We start from the raw sequence: 16,443 nt of genomic DNA on the forward strand, positions 1-16,443 counted from the left end.
GCGCAATTACCCCACCTGTTCGCCCCCGGCATTATTGCGGGCACTGAACCCTTCATTCGTTTCATTTGGCAAACTCCCAAAACCAACTAAGCCAACGCATTAAAAAGCCCAGGGCAAGTTCAAAAGAGCTTGCCCTGGCGCCTTTCAACTAACGATCAGAGTTGATTCCAGGCAGTCTGCCAGTGATGACCAACACCCGGTTCAAAGCCATTGGCGGTTGGCAGGTACTGTTTGCAGTAGCCCGAGTCCGGGAACGGCTTGCACTCATAAACTTCGCCGGTTTGCGGGTGCAATACGCGGGTACCGGCCTCGTAGGTTGCCAGGCCTTCAGGGAACACGAAGTGGTAGTCCTTCGCGCCGCCTTCACCCGTCACGTTGACCGGCTGGGTGTCCTGGCGGGTGGTACGACCGTCGGTGGTCGTGCCAACCAAGGTCATGTGGTGAGTGCCCGGCTCGGAACGTACATCCATTTCGAGCCAGTTGCTGGAACCCTGTACCAGGGTCTTTACGCTGCCGACCGGCTTGTTGCTGGCATTGAACAAGGTGGCTTCGACGTTCATGTCGCGGTTGGCGATCATGGCGAAACGCATTTTCGTACGGCCTTTGTCCAGAACGTACTCCTGGGCGAATGCCGACAACGCCATGCTTGCGCTCTCATCTTCCTGCATGTCCAGCGCCAGCTCGTAACGGACCACTGCGCTGTCTTTCTGGGCAAACAGGTTGTTCTGACCCTTGACCGGCGCAATGTTGCCTTGCTCATCGCGGATGCCCGCTTTGATCAGGGTCTGGGTCTTGTTGATTTTTTCCGCGAGTTTGAATGCCCAGTTCTGCGGTGCACCCTCTTCGGCGTTATCGATACTGATTTCAACCGTGTGCGCCGCACTTTCGCCGGCGTTGGTAAAGGCACGGGCCTTGACCTTGTCTCCCGGTATCAACACGGTGGATGGCGCGATGCTGCCAACGTTGCTCCAGCCGCCTGGCAACTCGGCTTCGGCGATGATGTTCACATCGACTACGTTGTAGAACGCTGCATCGGTATCACCGACCGTCCAGATGCCGAGCAGAATGTGAGACCCATTTTTGTCTTGTGGGATCACGCATTCATGCTGGGTGCCCGGCACTGGCAGCACATTGCCGCCATCCACCGTACAGAACGGGGTGCTCTCGAACGAGGTGCGCTTGAGCGGCTCGTTGGGATTCCAACCGTTGCGGGTGATGAAGTACTCGTGCTTGGTCACCGGGTGCGGCGCCGTGTACTTCCAGTCGAACTTGACGGTGCGGTCTTTGATTTCGGTCTTGTGCCAGCGCGTGGCCGACTGGGCATCCATGGCCGAAAACAAACCAATGCCGCCACTGGCAATCTTGCCGTCAACCGGTCCCTGCAGCGGAGCACCACCCACACCAGCAGGGAAACCCTTGAAGGTTTCACCGACGCTTTGCGGCTCGTATTGCGCGCCGCCACAATCTTTGTTCAGGCCTTTCTGGCACAGGAACGCACGTGACGGTGGGTCATTCAAATAACCGTGCGCCTGAACCGCTTGGGAGGGCAGTAACAAAACACTTAACAAGGTGAGCGAAGACACACCACCCCAACGGGACATTTCTTTCTTAATCATAAAATTTCGACCCAACATGACGACCTGAAAAAACCCATATCGGTGATATGGACGACGTTTTTTTGGCTGCTATAGAACAGACGGGGGCGAAGTTTTATAAATTACAACGAGGCTGTATGTAGGAATAGTTGAATTATATAGGGTGAAACATCTTAAATATCGAATTCAGCCACATAAAAATAAGACCTTTCCCACAAGTCTTATTTAAATTAAACAAACTAGCGAGCACCGAAACAACATTTGCAAGTTAGGTATTCAAGCAATAAATCCTCAATAACAACTGTCACCATCACCCTCTTCATGAAGAGGGTGACGTGGCAATCTCGGAAATATTACTCGTGGTATTGCGCGGACAACTCATGCACGGCTTGCAGGAACGCGCCGGCATGCTCGGGGTTCACTTCCGGGGTGATGCCATGGCCGAGGTTGAACACGTGGCCGCTGCCTTTGCCATAGCTGGCCAGGATGCGACCGACTTCAGTGCGGATCGCTTCTGGCTTGGCGTACAGCACGGTCGGGTCCATGTTGCCTTGCAGCGCGACCTTGTCACCGACACGACGGCGGGCGTCGCCAATGTCGCAGGTCCAGTCCAGGCCCAATGCATCTGCGCCGGCGTCGGCGATGCTTTCCAGCCACAGGCCGCCGCCCTTGGTGAACATGATGACCGGCACTTTACGGCCCTCGTGCTCACGGATCAGGCCGCTGACGATCTTGCGCATGTAGGCCAGGGAGAATTCCTGGTACGCCGCCGCCGACAGGTTGCCGCCCCAGGTATCGAAGATCTGTACCGCTTGGGCACCGGCCATGATCTGGCCGTTGAGGTAGGAAGTGACCGACTGGGCCAGCTTGTCCAGCAGCAGGTGCATGGCTTGCGGGTTGTCGTAGAGCATGGCCTTGGTCTTGCGGAAGTCTTTCGACGAGCCGCCTTCGACCATGTAGGTGGCCAGGGTCCACGGGCTGCCGGAGAAGCCGATCAGCGGCACACGGCCGTTCAGCTCGCGGCGGATGGTGCTGACGGCGTCCATCACGTAGCCGAGGTCTTTGTGTGGATCAGGGATCGGCAGGGCTTCGATATCGGCGAGGGTGCTGACGACTTTCTTGAAGCGCGGGCCTTCGCCGGTCTCGAAGTACAAGCCTTGGCCCATGGCGTCAGGGATGGTGAGGATATCGGAGAAGAGGATGGCCGCGTCCAGTTGCGGGTAGCGGTCCAGTGGCTGCATCGTGACTTCGCAGGCGAACTCCGGGTTCATGCACAGGCTCATGAAGTCGCCGGCGTGGGCGCGACTGGCGCGGTATTCCGGCAGGTAGCGACCGGCTTGACGCATCATCCACACGGGAGTGACGTCAACGGGTTGCTTGAGCAGGGCACGAAGGAAACGGTCGTTCTTGAGGGCAGTCATGTCGGCATCCGCAAAAAAAGTGCGGGCATTTTCTCAGAGCGCGACGCAAAAGGCACGGTATGAGCCGTGCCTTTTGTCTATCGGGTTGATTTACGACAATATCTTGAACCTGCGCAAATCAAATGTGGGAGGGGGCTTGCCCCCGATTGCAGTGTGTCAGTTTCAGTATCTGTCACTGAACCACCGCAATCGGGAGCAAGCCCCCTCCCACATTTTGATCGCATTTCAACCTGGGATCAGGGTCAGACTTGCAGGTAGTCCAGGATCCCTTCGGCGGCATTGCGGCCTTCGAAGATCGCCGTTACCACCAGGTCAGACCCGCGCACCATATCGCCACCGGCGAAGATTTTCGGGTTGCTGGTCTGGTGTTTGTACTGGCCTTGTTCCGGCGCCACGACACGGCCCTGGCTGTCGGTCTGGATCTCGAACTGCTCGAACCACGGCGCCGGGCTTGGACGGAAACCGAAGGCGATAACCACGGCATCGGCCGGAATGATCTCTTCGGAGCCCGGGATCGGCTCGGGGCTGCGACGGCCACGGGCGTCCGGTTCGCCGAGACGGGTCTCGACCACCTTCACGCCTTCGACACGGTCTTCACCGACGATGGCGATCGGCTGGCGGTTGTAGAGGAATTTCACGCCTTCTTCCTTGGCGTTCTTCACCTCTTTGCGCGAGCCGGGCATGTTGGCTTCGTCACGGCGATACGCACAGGTCACCGACTTGGCGCCCTGGCGGATCGACGTACGGTTGCAGTCCATCGCCGTGTCGCCACCGCCGAGTACCACGACCTTCTTGCCTTTCATGTCGACGAAGTCTTCCGGCGACTTTTCAAAGCCCAGGTTGCGGTTGACGTTGGCGATCAGGAAGTCGAGCGCGTCATACACGCCCGGCAAATCCTCACCGGCAAAACCGCCCTTCATGTAGGTGTAGGTGCCCATGCCCATGAACACCGCATCGTATTCTTCGAGCAGTTGCTCCATGGTCACGTCTTTGCCGATTTCGGTGTTCAGGCGGAACTCGATGCCCATGCCGGTGAACACTTCACGACGGTTGCTCAGTACGGTTTTCTCCAGCTTGAACTCGGGGATGCCGAAGGTCAGCAGGCCGCCGATTTCCGGGTTCTTGTCGAACACCACCGGGGTTACGCCGCCACGCACCAGCACGTCGGCACAGCCCAGGCCCGCCGGGCCCGCACCGATGATCGCGACACGCTTGCCGGTCGGCTTGACCTTGGACATGTCCGGACGCCAGCCCATGGCGAACGCGGTGTCGGTGATGTACTTCTCCACCGAACCGATGGTTACCGCGCCGAAGCCGTCGTTCAGGGTGCAGGCACCCTCGCACAGACGGTCCTGCGGGCACACCCGGCCGCAGACTTCCGGCAGGGTGTTGGTCTGGTGCGACAGCTCGGCGGCGGCGAGGATGTTGCCCTCGGCCACCAGCTTGAGCCAGTTGGGAATGAAGTTGTGCACCGGGCACTTCCATTCGCAATACGGGTTACCGCAACCCAAACAGCGGTGGGCCTGGTCGGCCGAGTGCTGGGGTTTGAAGGGCTCGTAGATTTCCACGAACTCTTTCTTGCGTTGACGCAACAGTTTCTTCTTCGGATCTTTGCGCCCGACATCGATGAACTGGAAGTCGTTATTCAGACGTTCAGCCATATTAAAACCTCATCAAACTCTTCAGGCGCATATCACTGCGGGTTGGCACGGATGCTGGAAAGCAACGATTTCAGGTTGGCAGCCTTGGGCTTGACCAGCCAGAAACGACGCAGGTAATCATCGAGGTTTTCGGCGAGGTTACGACCCCATTCGCTGCCGGTCTCCTCGACGTACTCGTCCAGCACGTGCTGCAAGTGGTTCCGGTAGGATTCCATGGCTTCGCCGCTGATCCGCTGGATCTCGACCAACTCGTGGTTGACCTTGTCGACGAAGGTGTTGTCCTGGTCGAGCACGTAGGCGAAACCGCCGGTCATGCCCGAGCCGAAGTTGTAACCGGTCTTGCCCAGTACCGCGACAAAGCCCCCGGTCATGTACTCACAGCAGTGATCGCCAGTGCCTTCCACCACGGTGTGGGCACCGGAGTTACGCACGGCGAAACGCTCACCGGCCGTACCGGCGGCGAACAGCTTGCCACCGGTGGCGCCGTACAAGCAGGTGTTGCCGATGATGGCACTGTCCTGGGTCTTGTAGACGCTGCCTTTGGGCGGAACGATGACCAACTTGCCGCCGGTCATGCCCTTGCCTACGTAGTCGTTGGCATCGCCTTCCAGGTACATGTGCAGGCCGCCGGCGTTCCAGACGCCAAAGCTCTGGCCCGCAGTGCCTTTGAAGCGGAAGGTGATTGGCGCTTTCGCCATGCCCTGGTTGCCGTGCTTGCGTGCGATTTCGCCGGAGATGCGTGCGCCGATGGAGCGGTCGCAGTTGCAGATATCCAGGGCGAATTCGCCACCGCTGGCGTCGTTGATCGAAGAAGAAGCCATCTCGACCATCTTCTCGGCCAGCAGGCCTTTGTCGAACGGCGGGTTGCGATCCACCTGGCAGAATTGTGGCTTGTCTGCAGGGATGTGATCGCTGCCCAACAACGGCGTCAGGTCCAGGTGCTGTTGCTTGGCGGTCTGGCCTTCGAGGATGTCCAGCAGATCGGTGCGACCGATCAGCTCTTCCAGCGAACGCACGCCCAGCTTGGCCAGCCACTCACGGGTTTCTTCGGCGACGTAGGTGAAGAAGTTCACCACCATGTCGACGGTGCCGATGTAGTGATCCTTGCGCAGTTTTTCGTTCTGAGTCGCGACGCCGGTGGCGCAGTTGTTCAGGTGGCAGATGCGCAGGTATTTGCAGCCCAAGGCGATCATCGGCGCGGTGCCGAAGCCGAAGCTTTCGGCGCCGAGGATCGCGGCCTTGATCACGTCGAGGCCGGTCTTCAGGCCACCGTCGGTCTGCACCCGCACTTTGCCGCGCAGGTCGTTGCCGCGCAGGGTCTGGTGGGTTTCGGCCAGGCCGAGTTCCCACGGCGCGCCGGCGTACTTGATCGAGGTCAGCGGCGATGCGCCGGTACCGCCGTCGTAGCCGGAGATGGTGATCAGGTCGGCATAGGCCTTGGCCACGCCGGCGGCGATGGTGCCCACGCCCGCTTCGGCGACCAGTTTCACCGAGACCAGCGCCTGCGGGTTGACTTGTTTCAGGTCGAAAATCAGCTGCGACAAATCTTCAATCGAGTAGATGTCGTGGTGCGGCGGTGGCGAAATCAGGGTCACGCCTGGTACCGCATAACGCAGCTTGGCGATCAGGCCGTTGACCTTGCCGCCCGGCAGTTGGCCGCCCTCACCGGGCTTGGCGCCCTGGGCCACCTTGATCTGCAGCACTTCGGCGTTGACCAGGTATTCCGGGGTCACGCCGAAACGGCCAGTGGCAACCTGCTTGATTTTCGAGCTCTTGATGGTGCCGTAGCGCGCCGGGTCTTCGCCGCCTTCGCCGGAGTTGGAACGCGCACCCAGGCGGTTCATGGCTTCGGCCAGGGCTTCGTGGGCCTCAGGCGACAAGGCGCCCAGGGAAATACCCGCGGAGTCGAAACGCTTGAGGATCGATTCCAGCGGTTCGATTTCGCTGATGGCCAGCGGCGTGTCCAAGGTCTTCACCTTGAACAGGTCACGGATCATCGACACCGGGCGGTTATCCACCAACGCGGTGTATTCCTTGAACTTGGCGTAGTCGCCCTGCTGCACGGCGGCTTGCAGGGTGCTCACCACGTCCGGGTTGTAGGCGTGATATTCGCCACCGTGCACAAACTTGAGCAGGCCACCTTGCTGGATCGGCTTGCGCGCGCTCCAGGCTTCGGCGGCCAGGGCTTTCTGTTCGGCTTCGATGTCGACGAAACGCGCACCCTTGATACGGCTCGGCACGCCACGGAAGCTCAGCTCGCAAACTTCTTCCGACAGGCCGATGGCTTCGAACAACTGCGCACCACGATAGGACGTGACGGTGGAGATGCCCATCTTCGACAGGATCTTCAGCAGGCCCTTGGTGATGCCCTTGCGGTAGTTCTTGAACACCTCGTAGAGGTCGCCCAGGACTTCACCGGTACGGATCAGGTCACCCAGCACTTCATAGGCGAGGAACGGGTAGACCGCCGAGGCGCCGAAGCCGATCAACACCGCAAAGTGGTGCGGGTCACGGGCGGTGGCGGTTTCCACGAGGATGTTGGAGTCGCAGCGCAGGCCTTTTTCGGTCAGGCGGTGGTGCACCGCGCCGGTGGCCAGCGAAGCGTGGATCGGCAACTTGCCTGGCGCGATATGGCGGTCAGTCAGCACGATCTGGGTACGACCGGCGCGCACGGCTTCTTCGGCCTGGTCGGCGACGTTGCGCACAGCGGCTTCAAGGCCGAGGCTCTCGTCGTAGTTCAGGTCGATGATCTGGCGGTCAAAACCTGGACGCTCCAGGGTCATCAGCGAACGCCACTTGGCCGGAGACACGACCGGCGAGCTGAGGATCACGCGGGAGGCGTGCTCAGGCGACTCCTGGAAGATGTTGCGCTCGGCACCGAGGCAGACTTCCAGGGACATCACGATGGCTTCGCGCAGCGGGTCGATCGGTGGGTTGGTCACCTGGGCGAACTGCTGGCGGAAATAGTCGTACGGCGTGCGCACACGCTGGGACAGCACAGCCATCGGCGTGTCGTCGCCCATGGAGCCGACCGCCTCGTAGCCTTGCTCGCCGAGTGGACGCAGCACTTGGTCGCGCTCTTCGAACGTGACCTGGTACATCTTCATGTACTGCTTGAGCTGGTCGATGTCGTAGAAAGCCGAACCGTGGTCGTTGTCTTCCATGGTCGCCTGGATGCGCAGGGCGTTCTTGCGCAGCCATTGCTTGTACGGATGACGGGACTTCAAGCGGTTGTCGATGGCGTCGGTGTCGAGGATCTGCCCGGTTTCGGTGTCCACGGCGAGGATCTGGCCAGGGCCTACGCGGCCCTTGGCGATCACGTCTTCAGGCTTGTAGTCCCACACGCCGATTTCCGACGCCAGGGTAATGAAACCGTTGGTGGTGGTGACCCAACGTGCCGGGCGCAGACCGTTACGGTCGAGCAGGCACACCGCGTAGCGACCATCGGTCATGACCACGCCGGCCGGGCCGTCCCACGGCTCCATGTGCATCGAGTTGTACTCATAGAACGCCCGCAGATCGGGGTCCATGGTCTCGACGTTCTGCCACGCAGGCGGAATGATCATGCGCACGCCACGGAACAGGTCGATGCCGCCGGTGACCATCAGTTCGAGCATGTTGTCCATGCTGGAGGAGTCGGAACCCACGCGGTTGACCAGCGGGCCGAGCTCTTCGAGGTCCATCAGATCGTTGGCGAACTTGGTGCGACGGGCCACGGCCCAGTTGCGGTTGCCGGTGATGGTGTTGATCTCGCCGTTGTGGGCGAGGAAGCGGAATGGCTGGGCCAGCGGCCATTTCGGCAGGGTATTGGTGGAGAAGCGCTGGTGGAACACGCAAATAGCGGTTTGCAGGCGCTCATCGCTCAGGTCTGGATAGAAGGCGGTCAAGTCCGCCGGCATCATCAGGCCTTTATAAATGATGGTCTTGTGGGAAAAGCTGCAGATGTAGTGGTCAGCATCCGCCGCGTTGGACACGGACGAGCGACGGCGGGACGTGAACAGCTTGATCGCCATGTCCTGGTCGCTCAGGCCGTCGCCTGCGATGAACACTTGTTCGATCTGCGGCAGGCGCTCGAGAGCCAGGCGGCCGAGTACGCTGGTGTCGATCGGCACTTTGCGCCAGCCGACCAGCTGCAGGCCGGCGGCGGCGATCTCGCGGTTCATGTTTTCGCGAGCGGCTTCGGCTTTGACCGGATCCTGGTTGAAAAACACCATGCCCACGGCGTACTGCTTGGGCAGGTCGACAGCAAAATGCTCTTTGGCGACCGCGCGCAGGAACAGGTCGGGCTTTTGAATCAGCAAGCCGCAACCGTCACCGGTCTTGCCGTCGGCGTTGATCCCACCGCGGTGGGTCATGCAGGTCAGGGCCTCGATGGCCGTTTGCAAAAGGGTATGACTGGGCTCGCCCTGCATATGGGCTATCAGGCCGAAACCGCAGTTATCCTTGAATTCATCGGGTTGGTACAGACCTGCTTTCATAGACACTTTCTCACCAGGCTGCCTCTTATACCGAGGCAAATTTCTTTTCAATTCAACCGGTTACCTTCCACGCCGAACGTACGCCGGCTTAGCGGGGGCAAAAGGGAGGTCATTGTACACACCGACACGAACGCTCACAAATTTAGCGACGAAATGTCGCAAATCTATGTCGCATTTATGAAAGGTTTAAAACGATATGCTGTGCTAGTCAAAACTTTTTTAATTCTGACCGCTACGACTCAAAAGCTACTGTGACGCAGACACCACAAGGCGCGCGGCCTGGAAGGCTGCACGCACTTGCGGTTTTAATTTTGAGGTGCCGGGAGGGCGGCCTGGGTAAGGCCGCCGGATCTTCAGCGAGTTGTCGCCAGTTCTTGTTGAACGCTGGCAACAGTGCGAGGCCAAGGTTTACCAGCCTGAACCTTCGCTGGCAAGGCTTTGATGGCGGAATCAGCTGCGGCACGGCTTGGAAAACTGCCGTAGGTGATCACGTAGAGAGGCTTGCCGTTGAGGACTTTCTTGAAATAACGGTACTCGCCGCCCTGCTCTTTCACGAACGCCTGGGCGTTGGCTTCGGAGCTGGTGCCGAGGATTTGCACCACAAAGTTGCCGGTGGGCTGGCTGCTGTACCAGCTGCTGCCGGCGGCGCCAGCTTTGGCAACGGTGGCGGCTGGTTTTTCAGCAGGCTTGGCAACCACTGCCGGAGCTGGCTTGGCGGCTGGCGCAGGCGTGACCGGCTTGGTCACCGGCGCAGGCTTGGCGGTAGCGACGGTAGGGACAGGCGCAGGTGTTGGCTTGGCAGCAGGCTGGCCGGCTGGCACGCCCGCAGGTGGCGCGGTAGTGGTCACGGTCGGCGGTGTGGCACTGGAGCCTTCCACCGGTACGCCGTCATCGCCTTCGGAGATGCCACCGGCTTCTTCGGCGAGCGGGCCGCGCATCACCGGCTGGCCAACCATCGGCAGATTGGTCGGTTGACCGGAGTTAGCAAATTCGACGTTGGGTGTGGGCTTGCCCAGTGGCAACTGCGCCTGTTCGGTTGGCGCGCCGGCAGTGGTCGGTGCCTTGCTGCGACCCGGAATCAACCAGGCAGCGGCAACGGCAACCACGACAACGGCGGAAATTGCCAATACGTGCTTCTTAGGCATAGTGAACCCCATCTTTGGACGCTTGACCGCAGAGCGGCTGGCAATCATGGCTTCGATCATGGCATCGCGGGCAACCTGGTTGATGGTGCCAGGCCAGCCGTCGGAGCTTTCGTGAATATCAGAGATCTGCGCAGCGGAGAAAAGTTCGATGCCCTGCCCTGCGCCTTCGAGGCGTTGAGCCAGGTATTCGCGGGTTTCTTCCTCTTCGTATGGCTGCAGTTCGATGACGTGGAATAGCTCCTGATCACCGCTGATCTGCTCCAGATCGGCGATCAACGACGACTCACCGAACAGGAACACATGCGGGCGACCTTCCGGTGTGCCCGCCGCCAAGGCCAGCAACGCTTCCAGGGCGGATTCGTCGAGTTGCTCGGCGTCATCCACCAGCAGGTAGACTTCCTGGCCGGTCAGGCCCAATTGCACGACCTGCTTGAGGATAGCGCTCGGCTCAGCAGTGGAAACATCCAGCGCCTGGGCAACCTGGCGCAGCACGCCCGCCGCATCACCGGCACCACGGGCCGAGACGACCACGCTCTGGACCGACTGTTTGTTGGTGCTGGCCACCAGGGCCTGGCGCAGCAGGGTCTTGCCACTGCCCAACGGGCCGGTGACTACCAGCAGTAATTGGCTGTAGCGCGCGAGATGGTGCAGTTGCCCGAGCACCGGCTTGCGCTGGGCGGGGAAAAATTTGAAGCCAGGTACCCGTGGAGCAAAGGGGTCGTGGCTTAACTGGTAATGGCCGAGGAACGCCTCGTCGGCATGCAAACTAGTCATCGGGATCTTATTAACCTTTAAGCTGGGCCAGGGCGCGGTAATCCGCTCCCAGCGTGGCCTGTAAAATCTCTTTCGGATAATCGTCGGTCACGACCGCTTCGCCCATGTGGCGTAACAGCACCAGTCGCAGTCGACCGTCGATCACTTTCTTGTCTATCGCCATATGTTCGAGGAAATCCGCCTCGGTCATCTCTTCCGGCGGGATAACCGGCAAACCAGCGCGCTGGAACAGGCGGATACCGCGATCACGCTCTTGGGCGCTGATCCAGCCCAGGCGCTGCGACATCTCCAATGCCATCACTGTGCCAGCCGCTACGGCCTCCCCATGCAACCACACACCATAGCCCATGTGCGTTTCGATCGCATGGCCGAAGGTGTGGCCCAGGTTCAAGGTGGCCCGTACGCCGGACTCCCGCTCGTCGGCATTCACGACCAACGCCTTGGCGGCGCAGGAGCGGGAAATCGCCTCGGTGAGCGCCACCTGGTCGAGGGCGCGCAGGGCGTCCACATGTTCTTCCAGCCAGGCCAGGAAGGGCTCATCGCAAATCAGCCCGTACTTGATGACTTCCGCCAGTCCGGCCGACAGTTCGCGCGGCGGCAAGGTGTTGAGGGTTGCGGTGTCGATCAGCACGGCCTGAGGCTGGTAGAACGCGCCGACCATGTTCTTGCCCAGCGGGTGGTTGATGCCGGTCTTGCCGCCCACCGACGAATCGACCTGGGACAACAGGGTGGTCGGCACCTGGATAAAGTCCACGCCACGCTGGTAGCAGGCCGCTGCGAAGCCGGCCATGTCGCCGATCACACCGCCGCCCAGGGCAATCACGGTGGTTCGGCGGTCATGGCGTGCGGTCAGCAGGCCATCAAAGATCAGTTGCAGGGTTTCCCAGTTCTTGTGGGCTTCGCCATCGGGCAGAATCACCGAGATCACTGAGTATGCCGCCAGGCTGCGGCTCAAACGCTCAAGATAGAGTGGCGCGACCGTTTCGTTGGAGATGATCGCCACTTGCCGCCCGGCAATGTGCGGTGCCAGCAATTCGGGCTGGTCCAACAGACCTTCGCCAATATGGATCGGGTAGCTGCGCTCGCCTAGATCGACCTTAAGTGTCTGCATGTGTCCCCGCGTTGAAGATGTATTGACGACCGGTAACGTCGAGATCTGACGCTGCCTGATGGCTCTACGCCACACCCCACAGGGTGATGACGCGCCGCCGAGAATAGCGCATTTCGAGCCTGGCTTTAACGGGGTGGCAGCCGTTGCAGGCGCTCAAGAATGTCGAGGACCACCATCCGAGGCGGCCGCTCATCGGTTTCCACCACCAGATCGGCGATTTCCCGATACAGCGGATCGCGCAGCGTGAGCAAGTCCCGCAAGGTTTTTTCCGGGTTGGCCGTGCGCAGCAACGGACGATTGCGATCGCGGGCGGTACGACCCACCTGCTGCTCGACCGACGCATGCAGATAGACCACCCGACCACCGGCATGCAGCGCCCGGCGGTTTTCATCGCGCATTACTGCGCCACCGCCGGTGGCCAATACCACACCATCGCAGCCGCACAGCTCGGCAATCATCGCCTGCTCGCGGTCGCGAAAGCCCAGCTCGCCTTCCTTATCGAAGATCCATGGGATATTGGCACCCGTGCGCAATTCAATTTCCTTGTCGGAATCTTTGAATGGCAGGCGCAGCTCTTTGGCCAGCAAACGGCCGATGGTGCTTTTTCCAGCCCCCATCGGTCCTACAAGAATCAAATTTCGCACAGAATCAACGACTCACAGCAATCGCCTGGTTATTCATAATACGCGGAGTCAGGAATACCAGCAGCTCGGATTTTTTCTCCGCCAGCACATCGCGCCGGAAAAGGCGGCCAAGATACGGCACATCGCCGAAAAATGGCACTTTATCTACCACTTTGCTTTGGGTATTGGAGAAAACCCCACCGATGACGATGGTCTCGCCGTCCCTGACCAGCACCTTGGCATTCACCTCGTTTTTCTTGATCGGCGGTACGTCGTTGAGTTTGTTGAGGTAGTCAGGCTCATCCTTGGTGACTTTCACTTCCATGATCACATGGTCATCGGGGGTGATTTGCGGCGTGACCTCCAACGACAGAGAGGCCTCTTTGAACGACACCGACGTAGCACCTTGGGAAGTGGATTCCTGGTAGGGAATTTCGGTGCCCTTAAGAATCCGCGCGGTTTCCTTGTCGGAAGTGACTACCTTCGGCTGCGAGACGATTTCGCCATTGCCGGTTTTCTCCATGGCCGTCAGCTCCAGGTCCAGCAGGAGGTTATCGGTGATAAAGGCAATGCCCAGGCCCGACGTCCCCGTGAGTGTGCCCAAGTCGACAAATGGCGAGCTGGCAAGGTTTTCCGGCGCTTGAGCGCCGTCAGGCAAGGGCCCCTGGATACCACCGGCAGCCCAATTGCCTCGATTGAGCCGACCACCCCAGCGCGCGCCCAGACTTTTGTCGTAATCAACATTGGCCTCGACAATCCGCGCTTCGATCATCACCTGGCGCACCGGGATGTCCAACTGCGCCACGATCCGCCGCAACTCTTCCAAACGCTCGCCGGTCTGGTAGGCAATGATGTTATTGGTACGGTCATCCACCGCCACAGAACCGCGCTCATCGGTCGCGCCTTCAAGACCGTTCGCCGACTGAAACAGCTTGGCCAGGTCTGACGCCTTGGCATAGTTGACCTGCAGCAGCTCACGGCGCAGCGGTGCCAGGTCGGCCATCTGCTTGCGTGACTCCAGCGTGAGCAACTCGCGAGCGGCCAACTCCTCCGCGGGCGCCACCAGCAACACACCGGACTTTATCCGCTTATCCAAGCCTTTGGTTTGCAGCACCAGGTCCAGCGCCTGATCCCAGGGCACGCCTTTGAGGCGCAGGGTGATGGAGCCCTGTACGTCGTCGCCAACCACCAGATTGAGGCCCGCCACATCGGCAATTTGCTGCAATGCAGCGCGCAGCCCTATGTCCTGGAAGTTGAGGTTCAATGTGTCACCGCTATAGGCGCCCGATACCGCGCTGCCGGGAGGCGGCAGCTGGATCAGATCCACACGATTGGGCACAGCAGCAGCCATCGGTGCCGTGAACGCTATCCATAGCGCCACACCGAAGGACGAGAAAGTCCTTTTCATTGTTTGATTCCGTTATGAGTTGACGTTTAGCACGAGGGTTCGCGGGCGCTCCAGCCATGCACCCTGTTCATCGGGAAACAACTCGACCAGTTCGATATGGCCGTCATGAATTGCGGTGACTCGACCGTGATCCGGCCCCATGTAGTCGCCGACTGCCAGGCGATGCACCGTTGAGGCTTGGCGCAGCAGGGCGAAGGTCTGCGCCCCACGGGACAACGTGCCGACCATTTCGAACTGATCCACCGAGTGCTCTTCCAGGAGCCCACGCGGTCGAGTGAGGTCCGGCGCAACAGCCGCCCGCCCTGGGGCGCGGCCGACTTGCAGGGCAACGGGCTGGAACGGGTCGCGCATACCGAAGGCGTCATATACAAAGGGCTGCCCTTGCACCACCGGCACATCTCGTTTGACGCCTTGCTGCTCGCTCCAATAGGTCTTGACCAGCAGATCAAGGCGCAGCAGCTTGCCATCACGTCGCAGGGCAACATCATGCACCGTCGCGATTCGCGAAAGGCCACCCAGGGCACTCATAAACGTCGCCAGGTCGTGATAGGTGCCGCTGGCGCCGATTTGAACGGGCTGTTGGTTGTAGAACGGCTGAAACTGCTGATCCAACGGCGTGACGTTCTCAATCACCACACCATTGGCCAGCGCCAACCTGGCGATGTCTTCGAGCACGCCGGGCATTTCGGACTCACCTGGCAGTTGCTGCAAAAGCACGCTGGCCTTGTCCTGCATCAGTTGCAACTGGCGAGTCCGCTCTTCAAGGTCGGCAGCCAAGGCGGTTTTTTCCGCGAGTTGCTGCTGCAGGGCCACTTCCTGCACCTCGACCTCGCGCAAGCGCTCCCGTGATGGGCTGAGGTACGCGAGATCGCCCACCAGCAGCACCACGCCGGCCAGCGCACAGCCCAGCAAGGCCTTACCGGGTAAGGGCCATTTAGCAGCATTGTGAGTCAGGGCGGAAAATTCGAGCCTGGACAGGCTCATGGCTGGGCCTCGGAAGATTCTCCCTGGCGCACCATCAACTGGAATTCATTGTTGCCGCGAGTACCTTCGGTCCGCACATGCTGCAGACGCGTGGCGTGGGCGCCCTCAGAGGCTTGCAGGCGACGCATCAGTTGGGCGATATCCTGGCTGGATTCGGCACTGCCGCTGATACTCACCGTATCGCCCTTCGCCACTACCTCATGCAAATGCACACCGTCAGGCATCGCACGGGCCAACTGATCCAACAGTTGCGCACCGGCGGAGCGATTTTCGTGCAGGTCTTGCACGACCTTCATGCGCTCCGCCAGTTGCTGGCTTTGCACCTGAAGGTCATCAATGGTCTTGATCCGCGAGTCCAGAACGGCGATGTCCTTGCCCGCATGATTGTTTCGCGTCACCTGCCGGTCGATTGCCTGGTCGATCACTTGGTCCGCCAGCCAGACAGCCGCAAGCGCCACGCCGGCAAACGCCAGCAACAGCATCAGGAAATATTTACGCCGCCGTTGCGCCAACGCCTGCCGCCACGGCAAAAGATTGATTCGTGTCATCCAGCGAAACTCCTCAGGGCCAACCCGCAAGCGACTCCCATCCTTGGGGCATCCATGATCCATTGTGCACCATCGACTCGATGGCCCAGGGTGAAGCTGGCGAAATCCTGACTGCAAGCGCGCGCCAATGCAAACCCTTCGACATCTACCACCCGGGGCACTAATCCGGCCAGGGCCAAAACGGCTTCACAGGCCTCGACATGCTCCTTCAGGCACGCCGCCAACAATACCTCGACCCGCGCCGGATCCTGCGCCGACGGCCCTTGGACCTGAAAGTCCAGCGCCACCTCGTCCAGTGCGTAGGGAATGTATTGATCTGCTTCCATCTGGATTCTCAAGGCCAATTCGTCGTCGCAAAGTCCCGCCGGCATTTCAATGACCCGTGTAATGACCGAAGGGCCCGCCACCGCGACTGCCGCCTGCCTGGCCGACGTCCGCAGCCGGGACAGCGCCATGTGCAACGCATGGCCTATGCCCTCCAGGTCGCGCAGGGTGCCGTCGACTACCGCATGGGCCGGCAGCGCCTGTGTGGCATAGCTCTGCACGCTGTAACCGCTGGCTGAACATCCCAGCTCGACCAGCTTGATCCCTGCATCATTGATGTCGACGCCAAGGACGGTATCGACTTTTCGCCTGCAAAATCCCTTTCTCATAAAACTCCCCAAAACTTTGCCTGTCTTAACGCCTGATTGCCG

At 60.2% G+C, this 16,443-nt stretch carries 11 protein-coding genes; all 11 read right to left on the minus strand.

What is annotated here, in order from left to right:
- Positions 1 to 155: 155 nt before the first annotated feature.
- The 11 genes from gbpA to pilM all read right to left on the minus strand — a co-directional run bounded on the left by gbpA (position 156) and on the right by pilM (position 16,401).
- On the minus strand, positions 156 to 1,601 hold the full coding sequence (gene gbpA / locus J1G35_RS15855) for an N-acetylglucosamine-binding protein GbpA (protein ID WP_262417312.1): 1,446 nt from the start codon (positions 1,599 to 1,601) through the stop codon (positions 156 to 158).
- 347 nt (positions 1,602 to 1,948) lie between these two features.
- The gene (hemE, locus tag J1G35_RS15860) at positions 1,949 to 3,016 is read right to left on the minus strand and encodes a uroporphyrinogen decarboxylase (protein WP_223015410.1); all 1,068 of its coding nucleotides are present in this window, start codon (positions 3,014 to 3,016) and stop codon (positions 1,949 to 1,951) included.
- Positions 3,017 to 3,258: 242 nt separating this feature from the next.
- Positions 3,259 to 4,677, minus strand: a complete 1,419-nt coding sequence (locus tag J1G35_RS15865; protein ID WP_053140574.1) for an FAD-dependent oxidoreductase — start codon at positions 4,675 to 4,677, stop codon at positions 3,259 to 3,261.
- Between the two features lie 32 nt (positions 4,678 to 4,709).
- Entirely contained in the window at positions 4,710 to 9,155 is a 4,446-nt protein-coding gene (gene gltB / locus J1G35_RS15870) for a glutamate synthase large subunit (protein ID WP_223015411.1), read from the minus strand.
- 353 nt (positions 9,156 to 9,508) lie between these two features.
- On the minus strand, positions 9,509 to 11,074 hold the full coding sequence (locus J1G35_RS15875) for an AAA family ATPase (protein WP_223015412.1): 1,566 nt from the start codon (positions 11,072 to 11,074) through the stop codon (positions 9,509 to 9,511).
- 10 nt (positions 11,075 to 11,084) lie between these two features.
- A complete protein-coding gene (aroB, locus tag J1G35_RS15880) occupies positions 11,085 to 12,185 on the minus strand; it encodes a 3-dehydroquinate synthase (RefSeq protein WP_027605004.1) in 1,101 nt (366 codons plus the stop codon).
- A gap of 125 nt (positions 12,186 to 12,310) precedes the next feature.
- Positions 12,311 to 12,829, minus strand: a complete 519-nt coding sequence (aroK, locus tag J1G35_RS15885) for a shikimate kinase AroK (protein WP_010213757.1) — start codon at positions 12,827 to 12,829, stop codon at positions 12,311 to 12,313.
- A gap of 4 nt (positions 12,830 to 12,833) precedes the next feature.
- A complete protein-coding gene (locus tag J1G35_RS15890; protein ID WP_053140564.1) occupies positions 12,834 to 14,159 on the minus strand; it encodes a type IV pilus secretin PilQ family protein in 1,326 nt (441 codons plus the stop codon).
- 69 nt (positions 14,160 to 14,228) lie between these two features.
- Positions 14,229 to 15,200, minus strand: coding sequence for a pilus assembly protein PilP (locus J1G35_RS15895; RefSeq protein WP_223015413.1), 972 nt, complete (start codon positions 15,198 to 15,200; stop codon positions 14,229 to 14,231).
- Positions 15,197 to 15,748 (minus strand): PilN domain-containing protein, encoded by a 552-nt coding sequence (locus J1G35_RS15900; protein WP_223015414.1) that lies wholly within the window; start codon positions 15,746 to 15,748, stop codon positions 15,197 to 15,199. Before J1G35_RS15900 ends, J1G35_RS15895 begins: the two co-directional genes overlap by 4 nt.
- The gene (gene pilM / locus J1G35_RS15905; RefSeq protein WP_223015415.1) at positions 15,745 to 16,401 is read right to left on the minus strand and encodes a type IV pilus assembly protein PilM; all 657 of its coding nucleotides are present in this window, start codon (positions 16,399 to 16,401) and stop codon (positions 15,745 to 15,747) included. The genes J1G35_RS15900 and pilM overlap by 4 nt, the downstream gene beginning before the upstream one ends.
- Positions 16,402 to 16,443 lie beyond the last annotated feature (42 nt).

Origin of the sequence: Pseudomonas sp. SH10-3B, assembly GCF_019891415.1 — a bacterium.
GTDB lineage: Bacteria > Pseudomonadota > Gammaproteobacteria > Pseudomonadales > Pseudomonadaceae > Aquipseudomonas.